Source organism: Streptomyces sp. NBC_01116 (assembly GCF_041435495.1).
In the GTDB taxonomy this organism is placed as follows: Bacteria; Actinomycetota; Actinomycetes; order Streptomycetales; family Streptomycetaceae; genus Streptomyces.
In genome coordinates, this window is sequence record NZ_CP108644.1 from 216416 (window position 1) to 228098 (window position 11683).

An 11683-nucleotide genomic window follows, 5' to 3' on the forward strand; every position below is an offset into this window, starting at 1 on the left:
ATTTTCGGACATGCCCTGGCTCGATGACGGAGGTCCACAGCGTGAGTTCACCCGTGCGGCATTACGTAGGAGGCGGATTCGACGCGTCCGGCGTGCCGCTCCCGCTCGTCGACCCGGTCACCGGGCGTGTTGCCGGCGAGGTACCGCAGGCGTCCCGGGAGGTGGTCGACCGGGCGGTTCGCGCGGCCCGGGAGGCGCTGCGCGGGCCCTGGGCGGTATGGAGCCCGGCCGAGCGGTCGCAGTTGCTGCACCGGATCGCCGACGGGATCGAGCGGCGCTTCGATGAGTTCGTCGCGGCCGAGTGCGCCGACACCGGCAAGCCGCGCGCTCTGGCCTCGACGGTCGACATCCCCCGGGCCGTGGCCAACTTTCGCTCCTACGCGGGGCTCCTGACCGGGCGGGGCGAGCGGTCCTGGCACACCGCCACCCCGGACGGCCGCGGCGCGCTGAACTACACCGTCCACAAGCCGCTCGGCGTCGTCGCGGTGATCTCGCCGTGGAACCTGCCGCTGCTCCTGCTCAGTTGGAAGGTCGCGCCCGCCCTCGCGACCGGCAACACGGTGGTGGCCAAGCCGTCCGAACTCACCCCCGGCACGGCCTGTCTGCTGGCCGAGGTGCTGGCCGAGGCGGAGGTTCCGCCGGGCGTCTTCAACCTCGTGCACGGCCCGGGCGCGGACGCGGCCGGCCAGTGGCTCACCGAGCATCCCGGGGTGGACGCCGTCGCCTTCACGGGCGAGTCGCGCACCGGATCGATGATCATGCGGGCGGCCGCGGACCGATTGGCGCCGGTCTCCTTCGAACTGGGCGGCAAGAACGCCGGACTCGTCTTCGCCGACGCGGATCTTGAGCAGGCGGTCGCGGGCACCCTCCGCTCGGCCTTCACCCACAGCGGGCAGGTCTGTCTGTGCACCGAGCGGTTGTACGTGCAGCGGCCCGTCTTCGACGCGTTCGCCGCTGCGCTCGCCGCGGGCGCGAAGGAACTTTCCGGCTACGGCCCGATGGTCTCCGCCGCCCACCGGGACAAGGTCCTGGGCCACCTGGAGAGGGCCGCCGCCGACGGGGAGGTCCTGGCGGGCGGCGGCGTGCCGCGCTTCGGGGACGAGCGGGACGGCGGCTTCTGGGTGGAACCCACCGTGCTGGCCGGACTACCGGAGGACCACCCGGCGGTACGGGACGAGATCTTCGGCCCGGTGGTACACCTCGCGCCGTTCGACACCGAGGACGAGGCGTTGGCCCTCGCCAACGCCGGCCCGTACGGACTGGCCGCCACGGTGTGGACCGGTGACGTGAGCCGTGCCCACCGCGTCGCCCCCGCCCTGGAGGTCGGCACAGCCTGGGTCAACACCTGGAACCTGCGAGACCTCCGTACGCCCTTCGGCGGCGTGAAGGCTTCCGGGATCGGCCGTGAGGGCGGCGACCACTCCCTCGACTTCTTCTCCGAACCGATGAATGTGTGCGTGAAGCTGTGAGTACGACGGACGACACCGTGCCCGGGACGGGCACCCCACGCGACCCGGTGGCGGATGCCGCCGAGCGGCTCCACGAGGCGCACCGCACGGGCGTTCCGTGTGCACCGGTCCGCGACCTCCTGCCGCCCGGTGACCTGGAGGCCGCCTACGCCGTCCAGTCCCTCCTGACCGAAAGGCGCCTCGCCCTGGGCCGGCGCGTCACGGGGTGGAAGATCGGCCTCACCTCAACCGCGGTACAGCGGCAACTCGGAGTCGAAACACCGGACTTCGGTGCCCTCCTCGACGACACCGCCGTACCGGACGGCGCCGAGGTCCCCTGGGGCTCGGTGCTCCAGCCCAGGGCGGAGGCCGAGGTCGCCCTGGTCCTCGAAAGTGACCTCGTGCACGAGCGGCACACGGTGGCCGACGTGATCCGCGCGACCGCTTTCGTGCTGCCCGCCATCGAGGTGGTCGGCAGCCGGATCCGCGACTGGGACATCTCCGCCGTGGACACCGTCGCCGACAACGCCTCCAGCGGTGCGTATGTGCTGGGCACGCGGCCCGTACTCCTGCGGGACCTCGATCTGCGGTCCGCCGGCATGGTGTTGGAGCGCCGCGGCGAGCCCGTCTCCACCGGTGTGGGTGTCGCCTGCCTCGGAAACCCACTGCACGCGGCCGTCTGGCTGGCGGACACGCTCGTCCGGCTCGGCAGTCCGCTGCGGGCCGGGGACACGGTGCTCACCGGCGCGCTCGGTCCCATGGCCGCCGTCGAGCCGGGTGATGTGTTCGAGGCCCGGATCGACGGCCTCGGATCGGTGCGCGCGGCATTCGGGCGCACCGACGCGGAAGGAGCGCTCCGATGAACATCACAGCCCTGGCCGAGTCCATCGACCGTGCGGCGTTGGACGCACGTCCGCTGCCGGGCGGTGCCACCGGACTGGCCGACACCGCCGAGGCGTACGCAGTGCAGAACGCCCTGATCGTGCGGCGCCTGGACCGCGGCGACCGGCTCACCGGCTTCAAGCTCGGTTTCACCAGTCTCGCCAAGATGCGGCAGATGGGCGTTGCGGACCTGATCCACGGACGGCTCACGGATCGGATGGAGATCCCCGACGGGGGGCAGTGCGACATCTCGGGGCTGATCCATCCGCGGGTCGAGCCGGAAGTGGCGTTCCTCCTGGGCGACACCCTGCGTCCGGGTGCCGATCCGTCGGCGGCCGTCGCGGCGGTGGCGCCCGCGCTGGAGGTCATCGACTCCCGGTACGACGGCTTCCGGTTCTCCCTGCCCGAGGTGATCGCCGACAACACCTCGGCCGCGGCCTACGCCGTGGGCCCGTGGAGCGAACCGGGCCCCCCGAGCGCGCTGGGAAACCTGGGCGTCCTGCTGGAACTCGACGGACGCCCGGTGGAGACCGGTTCCACCGCGGCGATCCTCGGACATCCGCTGCGCGCCCTCGCGGCGGCGGCCCGGCTCGCCGGTTCGCTGGAGCCGGGCACCGTGATCCTCGCCGGCGCGGCGACCGCCGCCGTACCGCTGCGACCCGGTGCGCATGTACGGGCGTCGGTCACGGGACTCGGTGCCGTCCAGTTCACCGCCACCACCGCCCCGGCCGTCACCGAGGAGGACGCGTGATCGTCCCCGGCGCCGCGCCGCCCCGCGGCCGTTTCCCGCATCTGAGGCGCGCGGGCGACTTCGTCTTCGTCTCCGGCACCAGCTCCCGGCGCCCCGACGGCACCTTCGTCGGCGCGAACGTCGACCCGATGGGCGTGAGTGACCTCGACGTCCGGGCCCAGACCAGGGCCGTGCTCGACAACATCGCGGCGTTGCTCGCCGCGGCCGGCGGCGGCCTCGACGACCTGGTGTCGGTCACCACGTACCTCGTCAGCATGAACGACTTCGGAGGCTACAACGACGTCTACGCCGAGTACTTCGACGAGCACGGGCCGACCCGCACCACCGTCGCCGTCCACCAGCTGCCCCATCCCCACCTCCTGATCGAGATCAGCGGCGTGGCCCACCTTCCCCGAAGCGGCCACCACCACCAGAGCAAGGAACAGCACCGATGACCATGAGACCGTTCAACCTCCAGTCCTGGATCGAGGAGAACCGGCACCTGCTCAAGCCGCCGGTGGGCAATGTCCAGATCTGGCAGGACGCCGATCTGATGGTGACGGTCGTGGGCGGCCCCAACCGGCGCACCGACTTCCACGACGACCCCATCGAGGAGTTCTTCTACCAGCTCAAGGGCGACATGATGCTCCGCGTCATGGAGGAGGCCGGCCGGCCGCCGCGCGACATCCACATCCGCGAGGGAGACGTTTTCCTGGCCCCGGCACACCTGCGGCACTCGCCGCAGCGGCCGGAGGAGGACAGCATCGGCCTCGTCGTCGAGTTCGCCCGACCGCAAGGACACCGCGACGCATTCGAGTGGTACTGCATGGAGTGCCACCACCTGGTGCACCGCAGCGAGCTCCAGCTCACCTCGATCGTCGACGACCTTCCCCCGGTGTTCGACACCTTCTACGCCGACACGGCCGCGCGCGCCTGCCCCCGCTGCGCCGCCGTGCACCCCGGCCGGGACTGGCCGGAACGGCTGCGTCCACGCACCCGCCGCGACGAGGAGGCAGGAGCGTGACCGTCGTCGACGTGCACGCCCACGTCTTCCCGGAGATCGGCCGCGCCGAATCCCGGCAGCTCACCGGCTCCGACGAGGGCCCCTGGCTGCGCACCACGGACGGACCCGGCACCGGGATGATGATGGCCGGTCCCACCGAGTACCGGCCGGTGAGCCGCACCCTGTGGGACCCGGCGGAGCGCGTCGCCGACCTGGACCGGCTCGGCGTGGACGTCCAGGTGCTGTCCAGTACCCCCATGCTGTTCGGCTACGACCTCGAACCCGGGCGCGCCGTCGAGTGGTGCCGGACGGTCAACGCACATCTGCTGCGGTACGCCGCACACGCCCCGGACCGGCTGGCCCCGCTCTGCCAGGTGCCCCTCCAGGACACCGAAGCCGCCTGCGCGATGGTCAGCGATGCCATGGGGCAGGGCTTCCGCGGTGTCCACATCGGCAACCACCTCGGCGATCAGGACCTCGACCACGGCGCGCTGATCGAGTTCCTCGCCCACTGCGCCGAAGAGGACGCGGCCGTCCTGGTCCACCCCTGGGACCTGCCGTCCGGGCCGAGGTTCTCCCGGTACATGCTGGCCTGGCTCGCGGGCATGGCCGGCGAGACCCATCTGACCATCCTCTCGCTGATCCTCTCCGGCGCCTTCGAACGCCTCCCGGCCTCGCTCCGGCTGATGTTCGCCCACGGCGGCGGCAGCTTCCCGTACCTCCTGGGACGGGCCGACAACGCCTGGCGCCGCCGGGACCTCGTACGCGCCGACAGTCCGCACCCGCCCTCGTACTACACCGACCGCTTCTCCGTGGACTCGGCCGTCTTCGACCCGGGCGCACTACGGCTCCTCGTGGACGTGATGGGAGGGGAGCAGGTGATGCTCGGCTCCGACCACCCCTTCCCGCTCGGTGAGGAGGAGATCGGCCGGCTCGTGCGGGAGAGCGAACTCTCCCCGGCGGAGCGGACCGCCGTCCTCGGCGGCAACGCCGTCCGCTTCTTCGGTCTGGCCCCCCAGGCGAAGGAGACCGTCCGATGAAGGCAGCCGTGATCGGATCGGGCAACATCGGCACCGATCTCCTCATCAAGATCATCAGAGGGTCGGGGAACGTCACCGCCGCCGCGATGATCGGCATCGACCCGGAGTCGGAAGGGCTCGCACGGGCCCGCCGCCTCTCCGTGCCCACCAGCGCGGACGGAGTGGCCGGGCTCCTGGCCCTCGACGGATTCGACGAGATCGACGTGATCTTCGACGCCACGTCCGCCGCCGCCCACCACCGCAACGCCGCGGCCCTCGCGCCGTACGGCAAGACGATCGTCGACCTGACCCCCGCGGCGATCGGCCCGTACGTCGTACCGTCCGTCAACCTCGACGAGCACCTCGACGCACCCAACGTCAACATGGTCACCTGCGGCGGCCAGGCCACCGTTCCCATCGTCGCCGCCGTATCGGCGGTGGCACCGGTCCACTACGCGGAGATCGTCGCCTCGATCTCCTCCCGGTCGGCCGGCCCGGGCACCCGCGCCAACATCGACGAGTTCACCGAGACCACCTCCCGCGCCCTCGAACAGGTGGGCGGCGCGACCCGTGGCAAGGCGATCATCGTGCTCAACCCCGCCGAACCACCGCTGTTGATGCGCGACACCGTCCACTGCGTCGTCAACGACTGCGATCCCCAGCAGGTGGCCGCCTCCATCCACGCGATGGTCGACTCCGTCGCCGCCTACGTACCCGGCTACCGGCTCAAGCAGGAGCCCCAGTTCCGCGCCCTGGCGTCCGGCGATCCGCTGACGGCACTCGGCCCCGGCGGGCGGCTCCTCGTCTCCGTCTACCTGGAGGTCGAGGGCGCCGCCCACCACCTCCCGGCCTACGCCGGAAACCTCGACATCATGACCTCCGCCGCGCTGCGCACCGCCGAGCGCCTGGCCGAACGGAACCGGGCCCCCCGATGACCAAGGTCTACGTCCAGGACGTCACCCTGCGGGACGGCATGCACGCCGTGTCGCACCGCTACACCCTCGAACAGGTCCGGGCGATCGCCGCCGCTCTCGAAGCAGCCGGTGTCGACGCGATCGAAGTCGCCCACGGCGACGGCCTGTCCGGCTCGTCCGTCACCTACGGCCCCGGCGCACACACCGACGCGGAGTGGCTGGAAGCCGCGGCCGACGTGCTCGACCGCGCCAGGCTCACCACCCTGCTGCTGCCCGGCATCGGCACCGCCGACGATCTGCGCCGTGCCCACTCCCTCGGCGTCACCTCCGTGCGCGTCGCCACCCACTGCACCGAGGCGGACATCTCCGCCCAGCACATCGGCCTGGCCCGCGAACTGGGCATGGACGTGTCGGGCTTCCTGATGATGTCCCACCTGGCCCCGCCCGCCGAACTGGCAGCACAGGCCCGCCTCATGGAGTCGTACGGCGCACACTGCGTCTACGTCACCGACTCCGGCGGCCGGTTGACCATGGACGGCGTACGGGACCGGGTCCTCGCCTACCGCGACGCCCTCGACCCGGCCACCGAGATCGGCATCCACGCCCACCACAACCTCGGCCTGGGCGTGGCCAACAGCATCGTGGCGGTGGAAGCGGGGGCGTACCGCGTCGACGCCTCCCTCGCCGGGCAGGGCGCCGGCGCCGGCAACGCGCCGTTGGAGCCGACGGTGGCGGTGTTCGACCTGATGGGCTGGGAACACGGCTGCACGCTGTTCCCGCTCATGGACGCCGCCGAGGAGCTCGTACGACCGACGCAGGACCGACCCGTGCGCGTCGACCGGGAGACCCTCACCCTCGGGTACGCCGGGGTGTACTCCAGCTTCCTGCGGCACGCCGAGAACACGGCCCTCCGCCACCGGCTCGACACCCGCGACCTGCTGGTCGAGGCCGGACGGCGGCGGCTGGTCGGCGGGCAGGAGGACCTGCTCACGGACATCGCGCTCGATCTCGCCGGGCACCGCGATTCCTCCCCCGCCCCCGGGCGCGCCCCCTCACACGACGACGGAGACACTCCATGCTGACCGAACGCGCCACCGCACTCGACGCCGCCGACCCCCTCGCCCACGTCCGCGCCCGCTTCCTCCTCCCCGAAGGCGTCGTCTACCTCGACGGCAACTCCCTGGGCGCCCTCCCCGCCGCCGTCCCGGCGGTCGTCGAGGACGCCGTGCACCGCCAGTGGGGCACCGACCTGATCCGTTCCTGGAACGGCAACGGCTGGTGGGAGGCGCCGACCCGGACCGGCGACGCACTCGGCCGGCTGATCGGCGCGGCCCCCGGACAGACGGTCGTCGGCGACTCCACCAGCGTCCAGCTCTTCAACACCCTGCTGGCCGCCGCCCGGATGCGCCCCGGACGCCGACTGCTCCTGACCGATCCCGACCACTTCCCCACCGACCAGTACATCGCCGACTCGGTGGGCCGGCTCCTCGGGCTCGACGTCCGCCGCATACCGGCCCGCGAGGCCGCCGCGGTGCTGGCCGCCGAGGCCGGGAACGTCGCCGTGGCGGCCTACGCCCCGGTGGACTACCGCACCGGCGAGCTGTACGACATGACCGCGCTCACCGCCGCCGCGCACGCAGCCGGTGCCCTGGTGCACTGGGACCTGTGCCACGCGGCGGGCGCCCTCCCCGTCGAACTCGACGCCATCGAGGCGGACTTCGCGGTCGGCTGCGGCTACAAGTACCTCTCCGGCGGCCCCGGGGCGCCCGCGTTCGCCTATGTCGCCCGGCGGCACCAGCCGGACTTCGACCACCCCCTCACCGGCTGGCACGGACACGCGAAGCCGTTCGCCATGGCAGACACGTACACGCCTGGGGCGGACATCAGCCGGGCCCGGATCAGCACTCCGCCGCTCCTGTCGCTCCTCGCCCTCGAAGCCGCGCTGACCGCCTTCGACGGAGTCGACATGACGGCCGTACGGGAGAAGAACCTCTCCCTGACCGGGTTCTTCCAGGAGTGCGCCGACGAACTCCTCGACGGCCTCGGCTTCACCATGGCCACCCCGCGCGACCCGGCCCGCCGCGGCAGCCAGGTCGCCCTGCGCCACCCGGAGGCGTACCCGCTGGTGGCCGCGCTCACCGCCCGCGGTGTGATCGGCGACATGCGTGCCCCGGACCTGCTCCGGTTCGGATTCAACGCCCTCTACGTCACCCACGCGGACGTCCTGCACGCCGTCCGCGAACTGCTCTCCGTCGTGACCGACGGCGACCACCACAGCCCCGAATTCCGGCAGCGCCCCACCGTCACCTGATTCGGCCCGCGCGCCCGCCCCAGGGGCACACGGCACGTCCCGCTCCCCTCCAGCTCCGATTGGACCGTCAGATGCGTCCCCTCCGCAGAAAAGCCGCCCTCGCCGCGGTGGTCGCCGCCGCCACCACGGCCACACTCCTCGCTCCCGGTGTCTCCGGCGCGGACACCACCGGTGCCACGACCGTCGCCGCCACCGACCCCGACATCCTCGACGCGTGCGAGGACCGCCGCCCCGGGCCGGCCGACCCCGGCTCGTACGGCATGCAACTGGACGGCAGCTTCCGGCATCCCGCGCTCACCCCGGTCGACGAACAGAACGAGCACTCCTTCCCGGGCCGCAACAAGAAGTACGACACCCGTTCGTACATCAAGAACATGAAGGTCGAAGCCGCCTACGAGGGCGCCGACTTCACCCCCGACTACTTCCACACCTGGCAGAACATCGTCGACTTCGACGGCCGCCGCTACCTCTTCCAGTACAGCCGCTCCGACGGCCGCGTCTACGACATCACCGACGTCAGAAAGGTCAAGGTGGTCGAGAGGATGAGCCGCGGGGACGTGGGCGGCGACGAGACCCGGGCGAACGGCGACTGGGCGGCGCACGACTACTGGGGCGCGTCCACCATCCAGTGGAACAAGAAGCTGAACGCGTACGTCATGGTCCAGAGCTTCGAGAGCAGACGCCAGATCTCGGAACTCTCCGACCACCCGCCCAAGGACAAGTTCAACAACCCGGAGGGCGTCGCGAAGTTGCGGGCCAAGCCGGGGCTCAAGGGGTTCAAGGTGTTCCGCCTGGACGGCCCCCGCAAGAAGGACTGGAAGCTGCTGACGACGGTTTCCACCGACTCCACCCAGGCAAACCCCCTGAACACCGACCCGGCCACGGCACAGCAGGGCTCCGGCTCGATCGACGTGCCGCACTGGACCGGCGAGAAGTACATGTTCATCGCCGCGGCACCGAACGACACCTACTCCGGCACCGAGTACCCCACCAATCTGCACTCGGCGGGCTACCAGTCCTGGGACATGTCCGACCCGGCCCGCCCGAAGCTCCTCGACACCTGGCACCTGCCGGGCCAGCGCACCGGCGAGGAGGCCGCGTACCGGAACAACCCGCGCTGCGGGAACCGCACCAGTTGGATGGGCGCCCGGATGCCGCTCTTCCTCCCCAAGCCCGTCGAGCGGGGCGGACGCTACGCCTTCGCCGCCATGGGCGGCTACGGCCTGACGGTACTGGACGTCTCGAACCCCTCGGACATGAGGACCGTCAGCCACCTGGACCTCCCTGCCTCCGTCGCGGGCACCGAGGGGGACAACATCGACGTCTCCCAGTACGAGAAGACCGGCATGATCTACTACTCGGGCTACCCGCTCACCGAGGACTGCTACGAGCCCTACAAGGACATCTACCAGATCGACGCACGGGACCCGAAGAAGCCCCGCGTCGTCGGCGTCCTCCCCCGCCCGACCCCGCCGAAGGCCGCCGGCATCGACGACTACTGCCAGCGCCGCGGCAGCTTCGGCCCCAAGCGCACCGGCTACTACACCAACCCGGGCCGACACACCTCCGGTGTCCTGAGCTACGGCTTCTACAACGCGGGCGTGCAGTTCTTCGACGTCTCCAAGCCCGCTTCGCCGGAGATATCGGCGTACTTCGTCCCGAAGGCGTACGGCCCCTCCACCGCGGACTACGCGTACGGCAACCAGACCCACGGCGTGTACGTGGAGTGGGACCGCAACATCGCATGGACGCTGACCAACCACGGCATCTACGCACTGTCCTCGCCGAAGGTCCTGGGCAAGCCGGACCTGAACGCCCCGGCGAAGCCGTTCCGCACCAGCGAGTTCTGAGTCGCTTCCCCTCCCACCCCCGTCACCTTCCAGAAGGGCCCCACCGCCATGGCCGCACCCAGCGACTCCACACCGCTCGCCCCTCCCTCCGAAGCCGACGGCGCCAGACCGTCGCCCGCCGGTGGAGGGCTGGTCCGCTCCCTCACCCACCGGCAGACCACCATGATCGGGCTGGGCTCCGCGCTCGGCACCGGACTCTTCCTCGGCTCCAGCACCGCGATATCCGTGGCCGGCCCCGCCGTGATCATCGCGTATGCGATCGGCGCGGTCCTGGTCGCCATCATCGCCGTCCTGCTCGGCGAGATGTCCGCCGCCCACCCGGTCCAGGGCTCCTTCGGCACCATCGCGCACCGCTACCTCGGCCCGTGGGCCGGGTTCCTCAGCCGCTACCTGTACTGGTTCAGCGCCGTCGTCGTCATCGGGACGGAGGTCGTCGCCTCCGCGCTCTACATCCGCTGGTGGTGGCCCGAGGTGCCGATGTCCGCGGCGATCCTGGTGATCGCCGCGATCGTCCTCGCGGTCAACATCATCAGTGTGAAGTCCTTCGGCACCACGGAGTTCTGGCTCTCCAGCGTCAAGGTGGTCGCTCTCTGCGCGTTCATCCTCTGCGCCGCGCTGCTGGTCTTCTTCGGCCTGCCCGACACGGAGGCCTCCGGCTTCGCCAACCTCTCCGACGACGGTGGCTTCATGCCGCACGGCGTGGAATCCATCTGGCTGGCCATGTCCGTGGTGATGTTCGCGTACGCCGGGTTCGAGGTCGTCGCCATCGCCGCCGCGGAAGCGGTCGACCCGCAGCGCACCATCCGTACCGCGATGCGCCAGCTGGCCTGGCGGCTGAGCTTCTTCTACCTTCTCGCCATCACCCTGGTCCTCTCGCTGATCCCGTGGCGCAAGCTGGCGGAGGGCGACGGGAGCGTCGAGGCGAGCCCCTTCGTGCGGGTCTTCTCCGAGGTCGGGGTGCCGGCCGCGGCGACCCTCACCAACGCGGTCGTGCTCATCGCGGCCATGTCGGCCGCCAACGCCCACCTGTACGGCGCGTCCCGGCTGCTGCACTCGCTCGGAGACGACGGCCTGGCCCCGGCGCCGACGGCCAAGCTGAGCAGGCGCGGCGTCCCCGCGATCGCCCTGGCCGTCTCGTCCCTGGGCATCGCCGCCGCCGCCTTGCTGGCCTTCTACGACGTCAGCGGCCTCTTCACCATCATGATGTCGATCGCCATCTTCGCCGTCCTCCTGGTGTGGCTGCTGATCGTCGCCTCGTACATCGCCTTCCGACGCCACCGCAGGGCGAACCCCGAGGAGTTCACCGGATTCAGCGTTCCGGGCGGTGGCAAGCTGGCGGTCGTGGCCGTGGCCGGGGTGCTGGCCGTCGCCGCCACGGCGGTGAAGGTTCCCGACATGCGCCAGGCCGCCGGTATCGGCCTTGCCTTCACCGCGGTGCTCTTCGCCTGCCACGGCCTGCTCACCTACCGCCGGACACGGCAGGAGTAGAGGGGCCGCCCGAACGGCACTCCCCTGCTCGTCCGACC

Annotated in this window: 11 protein-coding genes; all 11 read left to right on the forward strand. The window is 71.2% G+C overall.

Features of this window, described 5'->3' with window-relative positions:
- Nucleotides 1–41: 41 nt before the first annotated feature.
- Nucleotides 42–1469, forward strand: coding sequence for a 2-hydroxymuconic semialdehyde dehydrogenase (locus OG245_RS00910; protein WP_371621612.1), 1428 nt, complete (start codon nucleotides 42–44; stop codon nucleotides 1467–1469).
- Nucleotides 1466–2311, forward strand: a complete 846-nt coding sequence (locus OG245_RS00915; RefSeq protein ID WP_371621613.1) for a 2-keto-4-pentenoate hydratase — start codon at nucleotides 1466–1468, stop codon at nucleotides 2309–2311. The genes OG245_RS00910 and OG245_RS00915 overlap by 4 nt, the downstream gene beginning before the upstream one ends.
- Entirely contained in the window at nucleotides 2308–3081 is a 774-nt protein-coding gene (locus OG245_RS00920) for a 2-keto-4-pentenoate hydratase (RefSeq protein WP_371621614.1), read from the forward strand. Before OG245_RS00915 ends, OG245_RS00920 begins: the two co-directional genes overlap by 4 nt.
- Nucleotides 3078–3515, forward strand: a complete 438-nt coding sequence (locus tag OG245_RS00925) for a RidA family protein (RefSeq protein WP_371621615.1) — start codon at nucleotides 3078–3080, stop codon at nucleotides 3513–3515. Before OG245_RS00920 ends, OG245_RS00925 begins: the two co-directional genes overlap by 4 nt.
- Nucleotides 3512–4084, forward strand: a complete 573-nt coding sequence (locus OG245_RS00930; RefSeq protein WP_371621616.1) for a 3-hydroxyanthranilate 3,4-dioxygenase — start codon at nucleotides 3512–3514, stop codon at nucleotides 4082–4084. Before OG245_RS00925 ends, OG245_RS00930 begins: the two co-directional genes overlap by 4 nt.
- The gene (locus OG245_RS00935) at nucleotides 4081–5103 is read left to right on the forward strand and encodes an amidohydrolase family protein (protein ID WP_371621617.1); all 1023 of its coding nucleotides are present in this window, start codon (nucleotides 4081–4083) and stop codon (nucleotides 5101–5103) included. The genes OG245_RS00930 and OG245_RS00935 overlap by 4 nt, the downstream gene beginning before the upstream one ends.
- Complete coding sequence (locus tag OG245_RS00940; protein WP_371621618.1) at nucleotides 5100–6017, forward strand: acetaldehyde dehydrogenase (acetylating); 918 nt, start codon at nucleotides 5100–5102, stop codon at nucleotides 6015–6017. The genes OG245_RS00935 and OG245_RS00940 overlap by 4 nt, the downstream gene beginning before the upstream one ends.
- Nucleotides 6014–7078 (forward strand): 4-hydroxy-2-oxovalerate aldolase, encoded by a 1065-nt coding sequence (dmpG, locus tag OG245_RS00945; RefSeq protein WP_371621619.1) that lies wholly within the window; start codon nucleotides 6014–6016, stop codon nucleotides 7076–7078. The genes OG245_RS00940 and dmpG overlap by 4 nt, the downstream gene beginning before the upstream one ends.
- On the forward strand, nucleotides 7072–8307 hold the full coding sequence (kynU, locus tag OG245_RS00950; protein WP_371621620.1) for a kynureninase: 1236 nt from the start codon (nucleotides 7072–7074) through the stop codon (nucleotides 8305–8307). Before dmpG ends, kynU begins: the two co-directional genes overlap by 7 nt.
- Nucleotides 8308–8378: 71 nt before the next feature.
- A complete protein-coding gene (locus tag OG245_RS00955) occupies nucleotides 8379–10157 on the forward strand; it encodes a hypothetical protein (RefSeq protein WP_371621621.1) in 1779 nt (592 codons plus the stop codon).
- Nucleotides 10158–10205: 48 nt separating this feature from the next.
- Nucleotides 10206–11645, forward strand: a complete 1440-nt coding sequence (locus tag OG245_RS00960; protein WP_371621622.1) for an amino acid permease — start codon at nucleotides 10206–10208, stop codon at nucleotides 11643–11645.
- The last annotated feature ends 38 nt before the right edge of the window (nucleotides 11646–11683 follow it).

What these genes read in the sequence shown, in the direction of transcription:
- OG245_RS00920 (WP_371621614.1), top strand. Translation starts at nt 2,308, where the DNA reads ATGAACATCACAGCCCTGGCCGAGTCCATCGACCGTGCGGCGTTGGAC.
- OG245_RS00930 (WP_371621616.1), top strand. Translation starts at nt 3,512, where the DNA reads ATGACCATGAGACCGTTCAACCTCCAGTCCTGGATCGAGGAGAACCGG.
- OG245_RS00940 (WP_371621618.1), top strand. Translation starts at nt 5,100, where the DNA reads ATGAAGGCAGCCGTGATCGGATCGGGCAACATCGGCACCGATCTCCTC.
- dmpG (WP_371621619.1), top strand. Translation starts at nt 6,014, where the DNA reads ATGACCAAGGTCTACGTCCAGGACGTCACCCTGCGGGACGGCATGCAC.
- kynU (WP_371621620.1), top strand. Translation starts at nt 7,072, where the DNA reads ATGCTGACCGAACGCGCCACCGCACTCGACGCCGCCGACCCCCTCGCC.
- OG245_RS00955 (WP_371621621.1), top strand. Translation starts at nt 8,379, where the DNA reads ATGCGTCCCCTCCGCAGAAAAGCCGCCCTCGCCGCGGTGGTCGCCGCC.
- OG245_RS00960 (WP_371621622.1), top strand. Translation starts at nt 10,206, where the DNA reads ATGGCCGCACCCAGCGACTCCACACCGCTCGCCCCTCCCTCCGAAGCC.